Raw genomic sequence first — 14,123 nt, forward strand, 5'->3', positions numbered from 1 at the left:
GTCATGCGCATCCTGATCATCGAGGACGATCTCGAAACCAATCAATTCGTCGCCAAAGGTCTGAGCCAGGCCGGCCATCAGGTGAGTACGTGCGCCGATGGGCGAGATGGACTGTTTCAGGCCACCGGCGGCGACTTCGACGCGATCGTGCTTGACCGGATGCTGCCCGGCCTCGACGGCCTGGCAGTCGTCAAGGCGCTGCGGGCAGCCGGCGACGCGACGCCGGTCATCATGCTGACCGCGGTCGGCGGCATTGCCGACCGGGTGGAGGGGCTTGAGGGCGGCGCCGACGACTATCTCGTAAAACCTTTCGCCTTCTCGGAGCTTGCGGCGCGGCTGAACGCGCTGGGCAGGCGGCCTGCCGCGCGGGTGGAGTCACCTACTCTCACCGTCAGCGGAATCGCGCTTGATCTGCATCGGCGGACCGTCGAGCGCGACGGTCGTCGGATCGTCCTGCAGCCCCGCGAGTTCGCCTTGCTCGCCGAGCTGATGCGCAACCCTGGCCGCGTCATGACCCGTACCATGCTGCTCGAGCGGGTCTGGGATTTCGATTTCGACCCGCAAACCAATATCGTCGAAACCCATCTCTCCCGCCTGCGATCGAAGCTGAATGCCGGTTTCGAGAGGGACGCGATCGAGACCGTTCGCGGCGCCGGCTACGTGCTGCGGGCCGAATGATGCTGAACCGCTTCAGGCGCTCGACCTCCGGCCTCGTCACCCTCGTTGCGCTCCTTCTGGGCATGGCGACGGCTGTCATCGGTACGGTCGCCTACGAAGTGACGCACGAGGCGCTGGAGCAGCAGCTCGATCACCGGATCGAGGCGGAGATGCGCTCGCTGATTGCGGAAAGCCGCGGTACGATGCCGGGCCTCACCGCCGCGATCGAGCGCAGAAGCGCGGCACATTCGACCTCCAGTCTCGACTATACCCTCCTCGATCGCGAGGGGAATGCAATCGCCGCGACGATCGTGACCGATCATCCCGCCGCTCCCGGATACGAAGAGTTCCTGCACTATCGACGCGGAGAGGCCGTCGGGGTCGCCCAAGCGCTGACGACATCTCTTGGGGCCGGCACGTTGATCGTCGCGGCGGATCGCAGCGGGCTCGACGAGATTGATCGAACGCTCATGCAGCTGTTCGCCGGCGCTCTGGCGGTGACGCTGCTCATGGGGAGCGTTTCCGCGCTGCTCGTCGGCTGGATTACGCGGCGGCGGCTTGCGCGGATCGACGCGACCGCAAAGGCGATCATCGCAGGCGATTTCACGCGCCGGGTGCCGGTCGACGGCTCGGGGAGCGAGTTCGATCGCCTCGCCCGGACCATCAATTCGATGCTCGAGCGGATCAATACCCTGCTCGACAATCTGCGGCAGGTATCGAGCGACGTCGCACACGACCTGCGGACGCCGCTCACGCGCCTCTACAATCGTCTGGGTGACGCGCTCTCGGGTCATGAGGCGGAGCCGCAGCGGGCTGCAATCGAGGCGGCGAGGAGCGAAGCGGCCGAATTGTTGGAGATTTTTGCGGCGCTGCTGCGCATCGCCGAGATCGAAGGAATGCAGGATCGATCCCGACGACAGCCAGTGGACCTGACGGCCTTGGTCGAGCAGATGGGCGAAACCTACGCGCCCGATTTTGAGGCGAGCGGACATCGCTTCGAAGTCGATGCAGGCCCCGGCGCCGTTATCCACGGGGATCAGCGGCTCCTCAGTCAGGCGGTGGCCAACCTGCTCGACAATGCCTTGCGTCACACGCCAGCAGGAACCCTGGTGCGGCTTGTCGGCGAAACCGACGGCCGGACTGCGAGCATCACCGTGCGGGACGACGGACCAGGCGCGGCGGTCGCAGACCCCAGCACGTTGTTCCGCCGGTTCGTAAGGGTCGAGCACGCCAGGGCCTCCCCCGGCAACGGCCTGGGGTTGGCACTGGTGGCTGCGATCATTTCCGCGATGGGAGGTAACGCCCGGATCGATAGCGGATCGGGCTTTGCGGTGATCCTCACTTTCCCGACCGTCGAGGTCGGTCTGAAACCTGCCTGACGGACCAGGGCGATGGTAGAATCACCGCCAAAATTACGATTCCCCAATGTGGCCAAGTGTTCGATTGTCATCGTCCTCGAAGTTTTCCATTTTCGGCGGCGGGAGGCGCGAGTTAGGTGGAGATGATCGAGCCCGTCGAAGACCTGCCGCTCGACGTCCTTTACGGGGTTCATCGCGCCGAGCTGCTGCGCTTTCTCATCTCGCGCACGGGCGACCCGTCCGAAGCGGAGGATCTGGTGCAAGACCTTTGGCTCAAGGCAAGCCGCGGCAGTGCTGGTCCGACTGCGAACGGCCGGGCCTATCTGTTCCGTATGGCGCAAAACCTGATCGTCGATCGCGCACGCGAACGGCAACGCCGAATGCGGCGTGAGCGGCTGTGGATCGACGACGGGGCGCCACCCAGTGCCGCGGGCGAGGAACGCGCCGACCCCTCGCGCGATGCCGAGAAAGCGCTGATCGACCGCGAGGAGCTCGCTCGCTTGTCGCAGGCGATTGAGACGGTTCCCGACGGGGCGCGTCGGGTCTTTGATCTGCACAAGTTGAAAGGACTGTCGCACGCGGAGGTTGCCGCCCGGCTGGGGATCTCCCACAGCGGTGTCGAAAAGCACATGGCGGTTGCGATGAAATATCTTCGTCGCGCGCTGGCCGACTGAGGGCGAACGATATGCGTGTCGTCTTTGAGCGCTTAGGATTTTCCGGAAAGGTTACCGCGCAATGAGCGCGCCCCGTCAAAGTGACGATGACGTCTTCGAGCAAGCCGTTGCCTGGCACGGCGCCCTCGCGCGTGACGACGCCGATTGGGACGCATACATGTCATGGCTCGACCAGGATCCAGCTCACCGGGTCGCCTTCGATGAGGTCGCATTGCTGGACCGCATGATCGAGGATCATGCTCCTTCGCTGCAGCGCGAAGAGGACGCGGGCCTCGCCGATCGTGCCCCACGAAACACGCGCAAGCCCCTCTGGATCGGAGGCTCGATCGCCGCAGCGCTCGCGGCAGCGATCGCCTTGCCCATGCTGACGAAGACCCCGGCCGACGTGGTATATCACGCCGCCGCACAATCTCGGAGCATCACGCTCGCCGGCGACACCCGCGTGACGCTCGCTCCGCGCTCGAGCCTTGTCGTTCAGGCTGGCGATCCGACGAAACTGCGGCTTGCAGCGGGCGAGGCCTATTTTGCCGTGCCTCATGTCGCCGGTCGCACCTTGTCGATCCGGGCGGGTGATTATGACGTTCGTGACATAGGTACGAAATTCTCGGTCAATCTCACGCCGTCTTTCCTGACCGTTGCCGTGGCGGAGGGGAATGTGTCCGTCCAGCCGCAGACGGGCAACTCCGCGGCCGTTCCGGCCGGCAAACAGCTTCTCGCCGAGCGCAGGCGCGGCCGCGCTCGTCTTTCGACGGTGGTTGCATCCGACGTCGCCAGTTGGCGACGCGGCCGGCTCGTATATGCCGACGCGCCGCTCGATGTCGTCGTTGCCGACCTCTCTCGTTATACGGGCAAGGGGGTGAGCGTCGATCCAAGGCTGAGAAACCGCAAATTCTCGGGAGTGCTAGCGATTGCCAACGGTCCGGGGATGTTTCGCGATCTTGCAGAGCTCATGTCTATCTCAAGCCGCCCTGATGGTGCTGGTGTCCGCTTCGTTCCTGTCGGCGAGCGCTGAAGCGGTTGCACAAGCATCGGTCCGACCCGGAAAATCTACCGCCGTCATCATTGACCTGCCGGAAGGCACGCTTGAAGCAAGCGTCGCACTGCTCGCGCAGCAGGCGGGCATCGCGGTCGCGTGGCTCAGTCCGCTTCCGAAAGCCATGGTCTCGCGCCTCCGCGCGCGGCTGACACCGCTGGCTGCCCTGCGGCGATTGCTGGTCGGTACAAAACTGACGGTCACGCAGGTGGGGCCGAGAACATATCGCATCGAATCCCGCGGGAATCTGCGACCCCGGACGCAACCGGTGCCGCGCACGCCCCGCGCTGCGCCGCCCATCGCGGTCCCGGAAGAGCTGCAGCAACAGGAAATCGTCGTCACGGCGCGAAAGATCATCGAGCCGGTCAGCGGCGTTCCGGGCGGGATTGCCGTCCTGCAAGGCGCCAGGCTTCCGGGCGGCCGCCTCGGTTTCGCGTCGACCGACGTCGCCCTCGGGCTGGAGGGGCTGTCACTGACGAATCTGGGACCTGGCCGGAACCGGCAATTTATCCGCGGGGTCGCCGACAGTCCGTTCAATGGCCCTAGCCAATCGACCGTCGCGGTCGTCCTCGACGAGGCGCGCATCACCTTCGACGCGCCCGACCCCGATTTGCGACTGGTCGATATGGAGCGGATCGAGCTGCTGAAAGGGCCTCAAGGACCGCTCTACGGCTCGGGTGCGCTGGGCGGCGTCTATCACATGGTGACGAGGAAACCCGACCTCGCCGCACATCAGTTCCACACGAGTGTCTCGACCGAGATCGTGCAGAGCGGCGGGGTAGGCGCCGGCATCGAGGGAATAGTCAACCTGCCGCTAGCCGACGATCGCCTGGCCATACGCGGCGTGGGATATGCGTCGCGCGAGGCGGGTTGGATAGACCGCGTTGGACAGAAGCGGAACGCCAATCGCGCAGAAACGACCGGGGGACGGCTGGCGGTGCGCTGGCAGCCCGATCCGGTCTGGAGACTGGACGTCGCCGGCACCCTGCAGAATGTGAATACGCGGGACAGCCGTTATGTCGTCCAGGAGGACGTGGTCCGCCGCCCGGCCGGTATCACCGAACCCAGTGACAACGACTTTTCGGCGCTCAGTGGATCGCTCGCAGGTCGTATCGGGGATGCAAGACTTCTGGTCTCTTCCAGCTACGTCGATCACGCGGTCGACTATGTCCAGGACGCGACCGATGCCGCGCCGGCGTTCGGCCGTGTCGGCCCCCTTCGCTTCAGCGACACGCGACGCTACTCCGTCCGCAATCACGAAGCGCGACTGTCGTCGGCGACGCCGGGCGCCTGGTTGATCGGCGCCTCGTACATGCGCGCTGTTAGCGATGAAACCGGAACGATTGAATCAATCAGCCGCGATGCCAATTCGGCTCAGGTGCAAAGCCGGTTGCGGCGAGTGGTGGAGATTGCCGGGTTTGGTAATGCGACCCTCAACGTCGCGCCGCGCGTTCAGGCGACTGTCGGCGCCCGCGTCTCCCACACGGGCGACGAGGACGAAACTGCGGAGGAAGCTGGCGCTACCGTCAGTCGGATCGGGAAAACGACGCTCTCCCCCAGCCTCGCCGTATCGTGGCGCCCGCCCGGCAGGGGACTGGTCTATCTGCGTTACGCCCGCGCGGTGCGCCCAGGCGGCCTCGCGCCCAATGCGACCACGCAAGCGACGCGCTTCGACGCCGACGAGTTGGGATCTGCCGAACTGGGTTATCGGGGATATCTGCACGGCGACACGCTTCGCTTCGACGTCGGCGCCTTTCATACGAGCTGGTCCGGCATCCAGAGCGATTATCTGCTTCCGAGCGGGCTGGTATCGACACGCAATGCCGGCAGCGCAGCCGTGCTCGGCGCAGAGATCAGCGTGGATTGGGACGCATCCGCAAGGCTGCGCATTTCGGCAGGCGCAAGCTATGTCGACGCCAGGCTGACGCGAAGCGATGACGGCGTGGAAGTCGATGATCGTCGGCTGCCGATCACGCCGGATCTCAGCGCCCGGCTCGTCGCCGCCTGGCGTATCAACGTCGGACACTGGTCGGGATCCCTGGGAGGACAAGCGAATTACGTCGGCCATGCCCATCTGACCTTCGATCCCGCCGCCGATCGCACGATGGGAGGATATGCTCTGCTGTCGGCCAACGCGCAGATGAGCAGAGACCAATGGACTGTCACTGGCCGAATAGACAATCTGCTCGACACGACCGCAGATACGTTCGCATTCGGCAATCCGTTTTTGAAGGAACGCCAGTTCACACCCCTGCGACCCCGGACCGTCACGCTGTCGGTGTCACGCTCCTGGTAATCGGACGCAGTCGGTAGGTCGCAACGTAACCGACGTGATCCGACAGCATGCTGCCCGACGCGTCCCGGCCGAACGGGGTCGTGATGCGGACCGCGTCGAGCGCCATGTCGGCACCGTCGAAGTGAAGCTGCCAATCACGGGCCCGCCGCAGCGACCAGCGTGCATCGCGGTCGAGAGCACCCCCTGTTGCCGCCACCTGCCGCAGGGCATCGCGCACCACGGGTTGTGCCGTCCAGCGCTGTACAGCGGCCTGCATCGGGAGCCGGCGAGCCGGCACCGACCCGACGTTGAGGTCTCCGGCGACGATCAGGGGGCGGCGTTCATCATGCGTTCTGGCGATAAACGCGGTCAGGTAAGCGAACTGCCGCTTCCAGGCAGCGTCGGCCCGTTCGGCTGGCACGCCCGACGCACCGCGGCTGTTCAGATGCGTGGTCAAAACGTCGATCCCGCCGGGGGCGTCCGGTGTTGCGATCGTCGCGATCATCGCGCCCTTTGCCGCGAGACAGTCGTAGCCGGCGCAGTCATAATGCGGGAATGTCATGCTACGGACGCGGAGGATCGGGTAGTCCGACATTATGGCAAGTCCACTGCCGACAAATTTGCCCTCAGTCTCACCAACCGACCACCGCGCGGCATCGGCGAAAACCCGCTCGTCGGTAGATGGCCGGCCTTCCGTCGTTGAATCGGTTCCCGGCCCCAGCGCGGCATATCGATAGCCTGACGCGCGGATCATCTCGCGTGCGCCTTCAGTGAATGCCTCTTGGACGACAGCGATATCCGGCGCATCTCCGCGCAGGTGCATTGATCGCAGGGTAGCGGCGATGCTTTGCAGCGCAGCGACACGGCCCCCTGCGACAGGCCACGGCAACCCTTTCACATTGTAGGTCAAAAGGGAAACGCCGTGAGCGATGCGCGGCGCGCGCGATGGTATCCGCGCCGCTGGGCTGGCCCGACCACCGGCAGCGCCGGCGAGCGCGACTGCCGCTGTGATGACCAGTGCTGCTGCACCCAAACGCCCGATCATGCCTTCTGCCTCCAGCTGAGCGAAGGACGGCACGCAGCAGCAGCAGCCGCAGTCGACCATTGCCGAAGAATTTTTGATCCGCTGACTGCGGTGGGCCGCTGTGGTGCCGTTTAACCCCGTCAACGAGGGACGGGCGGTCGATGAAAGCTGGGCGAAACTATAGACGAATGCGTCGCATGACGCCTTTGGCGCCCTCCTCTTGCGCGGCGGTGCATGAATGACGCCGAGCGCACCATCGAAGCGCCTGCTTCTCTCGATCCATGACGTCAGCCCGCGCTTCGAGTCCCAGGTCGACCGCCTGCACGACCTGTTGAGCCGCTACGCACCCGTCGATCGCATCGCGCTGCTCGTCGTCCCGAACCACTGGGGCACGTCACCGATCACACCGGGCAGCCCCTTCGCGACCAAATTACGCGATCTCGCGCACCGCGGCGCAGAATTGTTCCTGCACGGCTATTTCCATCAGGACGACAGCAAGCACGAAGGTCGTCTCGCCCGCCTGAAAGCAACGCAGATGACCGCGGGAGAGGGCGAGTTCCTAGGCATCGACGAGACCGCTGCGCGTACCAAAATGCAGGCGGGCAAGAGCTTGCTGGAAGATATCGCGGGAACACCGGTCGCAGGCTTCATCGCCCCAGCATGGCTTTATGGTCCCGGCACCTCGGCCGCGCTCACCCAAATGAATTTTGCCCTCGCGGAGAACCATTTCAGGGTGTGGCAACCCGGCACGGGCCGGACGCTGGCGCGTGACCCGGTTTTGACTTGGGCGAGCCGCAGCCGGTCCCGCATCCTGTCGTCCTTGGCGGCGGCGCGCACCCTTCCCTTGGCAATGCGCTTCCTGCCGACCGCGCGCATCGGCGTGCATCCAGGAGATGCGCGTGTCCCGGCGATCATGACCAGCATCGAACGCGCTGTCGCCGGGCTCGCCCGAACCCATGAACCCGCGCGCTACGCCGATCTCGTGAAGGCTTGAGCCATGAAGATTCTGACCTTCCTGCACAGTTTCGAACCTGGTGGCGTCGAACGCATCGCGCTGCGGCTCGTGCGCGAGTGGCGCGCGTCAGGCTATGACGCGCCGCTCTTCATGGGCCGGACCGACGGCGCGATGCGCGACGATGTCGGGGCTGATCTTGCTTATCATAGCCCGCGACAGCCGCGGATCGGTTCGGGGTGGTGGGAAACGATCTGGATGATCGTCACGCTACCCGGCTTCATTCGACGGACACGACCCGACGCACTGTTCTGTGCGGGCAACACCTATGTCGTGGTCGCGGTCGCGATGAAACTGCTGCTGGGCCGCGCCTGTCCTCGCATCGTCGCGAAGATCAGCAACGACCTCGACCGAGCCGATCAGCCCCGAGCCGGTCGTATGGGCTACCGCCTGTGGCTCCGCTTCCAGGGGATGTTCATCGATCGGGCTGTCGCCATGGCCGAACCGATGGTTGGCGAGATCGCAGAATACCTTCGCATCGCTAGAACACGCATCGACATAGTCCCCGATCCAGCCCTCTCCGACGCCATGATCCGGGATTTGCGCAAAAAGTGTGCGCGCACGCCTGCGGTCACGCAAGGTCGTCGATTTCTCGCCGTCGGACGCCTCGTTCCCCAAAAGAACGTCGCGCTCATGCTGCGCGCGTTCCAGCGGGGCGCACAGGTCGGCGATCACCTCACCATCGTCGGTGATGGCCCGGAACGTCCGAAGCTCGAAATTCTGGCTGCACGGCTCGGTGTCGATCGGGCGGTGACGTTTACCGGTTACGTCGCAGATCCGACGAGCCTCTTCAGCCATTTCGACGCCCTCCTGCTTTCGTCGAACTACGAAGGCGTGCCGGCGGTCGTCCTCGAAGCGCTCGCCGCCAACTTGACGGTGATTGCGACCGATTGCAGCCGGAGCATGGCGACACTACTCGCTGATGGCCGTCTCGGATTCCTGGTGCCGACCGGTGACACCGCGGCACTCGCCGCTGCCATTAGCGCCGAATGGCCGCCCCGGAACGAGCAGCTCAGTCTCGATCAGGCGCGGCGCTTCACGATCGAGCGGTCCGCCGAGCTATACGCCGCCAGCTTCCAGCGAGCGACACGGTCCGCGGGCGCGACGACGCTGGCCCCGACCGGCACCGCCCCCACGATCGCCTGACGATCAGCCTCCAACCTGAGAGCAATATGCCACCGGTCGTATCCGCCCTGAGCCCTGCCGCGAGCATCGATGCTCGCACCATTCTGCAGCTCGAACCCAAGCCTCTCCTGGAAGGACGTCGACAATGGTCCGCGACTCTCGGGGGCGCCTTGTCGTTGCTGATCTTTTGTGCGGTCGCGTGGCAGCTGCGCACGATCAATCTGCCCGATCTGGCCGCGATGCTGCCGAGCAGTGGCGCGTTCTGGCTGACCTTCACCTGCTATTTCCTCGCCGGGCCGGCATTGGAGTGGTGCATCTACCGGCGGCTGTGGAGTTTGCCGGCGATCGGCTTCCCCGCTCTCCTTCGCAAACTGATCAGCAACGAGATGCTGCTGAGCTATTCCGGCGAGGTTTACTTCTATGATTGGGCCAGGCGGCACCTGAAGCTCGCCACGTCGCCGTTTGCGGCCATCAAGGACGTCGCCATGTTGAGCGCGCTGGTCGGTAACGTCGTCACGATAATCCTCGTGCTTGCTGCCGCGCCGCTGTTCCGAGGCCTGTCCCTCGGCACCGATGGACGTCACCTGGCCGCCTCAATTGCGGTCGTCATCGCTTCTTCGACAGTTATCCTCGTACTGCGCCGGCGACTGTTCAGCCTTTCCCGGCCCGATCTGCGGTTCGTGATATTTGTCCATACCGCGCGGATCGTGACCACGACACTTCTTGCGGCAACGCTGTGGCATCTGCTCCTGCCCGCAGTCGCGCTCGAATGGTGGATCGTCCTTGCCGCCACGCGACTGCTACTGTCGCGGCTACCGTTCATGCCCAACCACGATGTCGTCTTTGCCGGCGTGGCGACGTTTCTGGTCGGTGCGACCTCGCCCATCGCCGACGCCGTTACCCTGGTGGCCGCTACGTCGCTCGCCGGGTTGATCCTGTGTGGACTACTGCTCGGCACCAGTAGCCTCGCTAGGACGCTCGCCCGATGAGCGTGCTCCTGCTGCTCGCCGCGCAGGCTATGGGCTCAAGTCCTGACTTGGGAAAGAGCGCGGGTCGCTGCCGCCCCGTGGAAGATGGTTCTGCGTTTATGGTGGAGGTCGTTGGTCTGAAAGATCGCCGGGGCTTGCTGAAACTCGAGCTTTATCCGGATCGCGACGGCGACTTTCTTGCCGACGACAATGTATTGCTCGCTGCGGGCAAGGCCTTCAGACGGGTGGAAATCCCGGTGCCAAGCTCGGGTCCGGTGGCGATGTGTATCCGCGCGCCAGGACCCGGTCGCTATGCGATCAGCATTCTTCACGACCGCGACGGGGACCGACGCTTCGCATTGTCGAAGGATGGCGTGGGCTTTGCCGGCAATCCCAAGCTGGGCTGGTCGAAGCCTCGCGCGGATACCGCGAGCGCGAGCGTCGGCAACGGCCCGGTGCATATCCGGATCATCATGAACTACCGCCGCGGGCTCGTCTCCTTCGGACCTATAAAGGACTGACCATGCGCATCGTCGATGTCTGTGCGTTCTGGACTCCTCATGGCGGCGGTGTCCGGACCTATATAGAAGGCAAGATGCGAGCGACCCGTCACAGGGGTGACGAGATCGTGGTCGTCGTTCCGGGCGAGCGCCTCGAGACGGCGGTCACGGACGGCGGCACGATCGTATCTATACCGGGTCCGCGTTTTCCCCTCGACACCAGATACCGTTACTTCAACGACGAGGAGGCGATGCATCGCGTCCTCGACGACCTGATGCCGGACGTCGTCGAGGTGTCGTCGCCTTGGGGAAGTCCCGCGATGGTCGCCCGGTGGCGCGGCACGGCGCTGCGATCGCTGGTGATGCATGCGGATCCACTCTCCGCCTATGCGTACAGGTGGTTCGGATCGATCGCAGCGCGCGATACGATCGATCGACGCTTCGAGATGTTCTGGCGCCATCTTCGGAGGCTCAACGAGGCGTTCGATCTGGTGGTGTGCGCCAGTGAGGGACTGACTGAACGCATGATCCAGGGCGGGGTCAGCAAAGCGACGACGATCCCGATGGGCGTGACTCCTGGTCTGTTCTCTCCCTCCCTGCGCAATCCGGCGCTCCGCGCGCATCTGCTCGCCCGGTGCGATTTGCCCGAGGATGCGACCCTTCTCATCGGCCTGGGCCGACATGCGTCCGAAAAGCGCTGGCCGATGGTTATCGAGGCCGTCGCGGCCGCCGGGAGCCGTCGGCCGGTGGGGCTACTCCTGTTAGGGCACGGACGGGACGAGGCGACCGTCGTCCGTGCGGCGAAGGGCAATCCGCATGTTCACCTCGGTGCCCCGGTGTTTGACCGACCGCGCCTCGCCACGATCCTCGCCAGCGCAGACGCACTGGTCCATGGTTGCGAAGCGGAAACGTTCTGCATGGCAGCCGCGGAAGCTCGTGCCAGCGGCATCCCGATTATCGTACCCGATCTTGGCGGGGCTGCGGATCAGCTGCGCCCCGGCTTCGGCGAAAAATACGTGGCGCGCTCGGCTGCATCGCTTGCCGACGCCATAGTGCGGCAGATTGACGCAGGCGAGACAATGTTGAGGCGCGCCTCCTCCGCCGCTGACAGCGTGACAGACATGCAAGCGCACTTCGATGCGTTGCTCGCGACCTATCGCGCCACGCGACGCGGCGCGCCGATCCTGCAGCAGGCCGCCTGACGATGTCGTGGTTCGATTACGACCTAGCGACGTGAAGCTGATCGACCGATACATCTTCGCGCAGACCTGGCGCAACTTTGCCGCAATATGCGGGATCATCGTCGCCTTTTTGTTACTCGAAAACCTCTCCCGACTCCTGCATCTGCTGGAGAACGTGGAAGAACCCATCTCGCTTCTGCTGCAGTTCCTGCTCGCGCTCGTGCCGGAATATCTTGGGCTTGGCATCCTGGTAGCGATATTCCTCTCGACGGCGCTCGCCGTTCGATCGCTGAGCCTCGCGGGAGAATGGCAGATTCTCGCTGCGACCGGCGTGTCGCCGACCCGGCTTCTCCTGATACCAATGATGTTCGGGGCGGTCGGCGCGACCGCAGAGACCGCCATCAACTTTCACTATAGACCCGTCGGAGAGCGCAGGCTCGATCAATTGTTGGACGAGGTTCGGCTCGGTCGGCACGGCGTCGGTGCGGCGATCCGCTCGATCGTCAGCTTTCCGAACGGCGTGACGGTCACGATCGACGGCCATGATCGCGCGACGGGTATGTTGACCGGGGTATTCGTTGCCATGCCCGAGGTAACGCTCACGGCTCCGCGGGCACGCGCCACCCACGATGGGTTCGGCACAATCGTGCTTAGGCTGGAGAATGGTCGAGGACTGACACGCAGACGTGACGGGTTCAACGTCCTGTCCTTTCGAAATCTAACGGTTCGCATCGCAACCACAAACGAGAAGACGTCTACCGTAAGTCTGCCCGCGCTCGATCGTCTTCCTCTGGACGAAATCGTCGAATTGGCGATGCGCGAGACCTCGAAATCCCAAACCTCAATGCCGGCGCTCGCCTCGATCGCGTCACGGCTGACCTACAGCCTCATGGCCCTCGTCGTTCCCATCCTTGGCATCGCACTGGGAGCACCGCCCATGCGCGGAAGGTCCGGGGCAGGACTCGTCTTGGGTATCCTGATGATCGTCGGATTCGTCCGCGCGGCGTCTTTCGTAGAAAGCTCTTCGTTGCAGCGACCGGTCCTCGCCAGCGGCGTGCTGATGTTGCTGAGCGGCGGAGCAGCCGGTCTACTCTGGCGGTTCGAAATCAGATCCGGACCAGGCTTCGTAGATCGATTGATCGATCGTCAGCTCGTCAGTCCTCTCCTCTACCTCGCGAAGGGAAAGGCACGAACAGCGCTCAAGGTATAGTGCTAGCGGCGAACGCTCGTTCATCTACATTGGGATTTCTAAACTGCCGCCCAACTTTGATGCAAACTAGGGTGGCGTAGAGAGAAAAGCGTGCCCGATCCGGCACGCAGGAGATGAAGTCATGATCAGGAAGACATTGATCGCTGCCGCTACCGCTGCGCTCGCCACCGTCTCGGTCAACGCCGCCATGCCGACCGCGAAGCTCGGAATGGCGAAGGCGCGGGCGATCGCGCTGAAGGCAGCGCCTGGCCGCGTCCAGAAGGCGGAATATGAGAAGGAAGGCGGCGGCTGGCGCTATTCGTTCGACATCCGCCAGGGCAACCGCATCCACGAGATCGGTGTCGATGGGCACACCGGCAAGATCGTCGAGGACAAGTTCGAAGCTCTGGGCGACAAGGACTGAGTTGCATGATGCGCGTGCTGCTCGCCGAAGACGATATCGACACTGCACGGCTCATCGCCGGTGACCTCGCCGGCCGGGGCTATGACGTGACGATGGTCGCCGATGGCGACAGCGCGCGCAGCTATGCGATCGAGGAGCCGTTCGACATCGCGATCGTCGATCGGATGCTACCGTCGCTCGATGGCGTCGAAATCGTCCGTGCTTGGCGAGCTGCGGGTATCCGCTTGCCGGTGCTGATGCTTACGGCGCTCGGCGGCATCGCGGACCGGGTGACTGGTCTCGGTGCCGGCGCGGACGATTATCTGGTCAAGCCCTTCGCGTTGGCGGAACTGGCCGCCCGGATCGATGCGCTGCTTCGCCGGCCGCCTCTCGCCACTCAGCCGACGCGCTTCCAGGTAGGAGACGTCATGCTCGACCTCCTCTCCCGCGATGTCAGACGCGACGGTCGGGAAGTCCGCCTTCAGCCGCGCGAGTTTGCAATCCTGGAACAACTCATGCGGCACGCGGGGCAAGTGGTGACCCGCACGATGCTGCTGGAGACGATCTGGGGTTTCCACTTCGATCCGCAGACCAACATCGTCGAGAGCCATCTGAGCCGGATGAGATCCAAGCTTAACGCTGGTTTCGCTGTCGATCCGATCGAGACGCTGCGCGGGGTTGGTTACCGGATGCGCCGGGATGGGTGAGCTCTGGCGAAGCGCCG

At 64.3% G+C, this 14,123-nt stretch carries 14 protein-coding genes; 13 read left to right on the forward strand and 1 reads right to left on the reverse strand.

The annotated features are described in order from the left end of the window. The first annotated feature begins 3 nt into the window (after nt 1-3). The 5 genes from A7X12_RS08870 (at nt 4) to A7X12_RS08890 (ending at nt 6,018) form a co-directional block, all read left to right on the forward strand. Nucleotides 4-678 carry a response regulator transcription factor gene (locus tag A7X12_RS08870; RefSeq protein WP_064311321.1) on the forward strand — a complete coding sequence of 225 codons (675 nt, stop codon included), beginning with the start codon at nt 4-6 and terminating at the stop codon, nt 676-678. Beyond that, nucleotides 675-2,036, forward strand: a complete 1,362-nt coding sequence (locus A7X12_RS08875; RefSeq protein WP_232318424.1) for a sensor histidine kinase — start codon at nt 675-677, stop codon at nt 2,034-2,036. Before A7X12_RS08870 ends, A7X12_RS08875 begins: the two co-directional genes overlap by 4 nt. 122 nt (nt 2,037-2,158) lie before the next feature. Further along, on the forward strand, nt 2,159-2,689 hold the full coding sequence (locus A7X12_RS08880) for an RNA polymerase sigma factor (RefSeq protein ID WP_064311277.1): 531 nt from the start codon (nt 2,159-2,161) through the stop codon (nt 2,687-2,689). 61 nt (nt 2,690-2,750) lie between these two features. After that, nucleotides 2,751-3,701 carry a FecR family protein gene (locus tag A7X12_RS08885; protein ID WP_064311278.1) on the forward strand — a complete coding sequence of 317 codons (951 nt, stop codon included), beginning with the start codon at nt 2,751-2,753 and terminating at the stop codon, nt 3,699-3,701. Then, nucleotides 3,661-6,018: a TonB-dependent receptor gene (locus A7X12_RS08890; RefSeq protein ID WP_084445256.1), complete on the forward strand. Its 2,358-nt coding sequence runs from the start codon at nt 3,661-3,663 to the stop codon at nt 6,016-6,018. The genes A7X12_RS08885 and A7X12_RS08890 overlap by 41 nt, the downstream gene beginning before the upstream one ends. Here A7X12_RS08890 and A7X12_RS08895 read toward each other — a convergent pair. Continuing rightward, the gene (locus A7X12_RS08895; RefSeq protein WP_157105540.1) at nt 5,990-7,042 is read right to left on the reverse strand and encodes an endonuclease/exonuclease/phosphatase family protein; all 1,053 of its coding nucleotides are present in this window, start codon (nt 7,040-7,042) and stop codon (nt 5,990-5,992) included. The two genes, A7X12_RS08890 and A7X12_RS08895, sit on opposite strands and share 29 nt — an antisense overlap. A 217-nt stretch (nt 7,043-7,259) precedes the next feature. On the opposite strand from A7X12_RS08895, the gene A7X12_RS08900 reads away from it, so the two are divergent. From A7X12_RS08900 to A7X12_RS08935, 8 genes are all read left to right on the forward strand, one after another. After that, nucleotides 7,260-8,015, forward strand: a complete 756-nt coding sequence (locus A7X12_RS08900; protein ID WP_064311280.1) for a DUF2334 domain-containing protein — start codon at nt 7,260-7,262, stop codon at nt 8,013-8,015. Between the two features lie 3 nt (nt 8,016-8,018). Next, the gene (locus A7X12_RS08905) at nt 8,019-9,179 is read left to right on the forward strand and encodes a glycosyltransferase (protein WP_064311281.1); all 1,161 of its coding nucleotides are present in this window, start codon (nt 8,019-8,021) and stop codon (nt 9,177-9,179) included. 149 nt (nt 9,180-9,328) lie between these two features. Continuing rightward, on the forward strand, nt 9,329-10,147 hold the full coding sequence (locus tag A7X12_RS08910; RefSeq protein WP_157105541.1) for a hypothetical protein: 819 nt from the start codon (nt 9,329-9,331) through the stop codon (nt 10,145-10,147). Then, nucleotides 10,144-10,647: a DUF2141 domain-containing protein gene (locus A7X12_RS08915; RefSeq protein ID WP_064311283.1), complete on the forward strand. Its 504-nt coding sequence runs from the start codon at nt 10,144-10,146 to the stop codon at nt 10,645-10,647. The genes A7X12_RS08910 and A7X12_RS08915 overlap by 4 nt, the downstream gene beginning before the upstream one ends. Before the next feature lie 2 nt (nt 10,648-10,649). Continuing rightward, nucleotides 10,650-11,828, forward strand: coding sequence for a glycosyltransferase (locus A7X12_RS08920; protein WP_064311284.1), 1,179 nt, complete (start codon nt 10,650-10,652; stop codon nt 11,826-11,828). Between the two features lie 31 nt (nt 11,829-11,859). Then, nucleotides 11,860-13,017, forward strand: a complete 1,158-nt coding sequence (locus A7X12_RS08925) for an LptF/LptG family permease (RefSeq protein ID WP_064311285.1) — start codon at nt 11,860-11,862, stop codon at nt 13,015-13,017. 121 nt (nt 13,018-13,138) lie between these two features. Continuing rightward, complete coding sequence (locus A7X12_RS08930) at nt 13,139-13,420, forward strand: PepSY domain-containing protein (protein ID WP_064311286.1); 282 nt, start codon at nt 13,139-13,141, stop codon at nt 13,418-13,420. Between the two features lie 8 nt (nt 13,421-13,428). Beyond that, nucleotides 13,429-14,106: a response regulator transcription factor gene (locus A7X12_RS08935; protein WP_064311325.1), complete on the forward strand. Its 678-nt coding sequence runs from the start codon at nt 13,429-13,431 to the stop codon at nt 14,104-14,106. The last annotated feature ends 17 nt before the right edge of the window (nt 14,107-14,123 follow it).

The sequence above is a fragment of the Sphingomonas sp. TDK1 genome (genome assembly GCF_001650735.1).
GTDB lineage: Bacteria > Pseudomonadota > Alphaproteobacteria > Sphingomonadales > Sphingomonadaceae > Sphingomonas.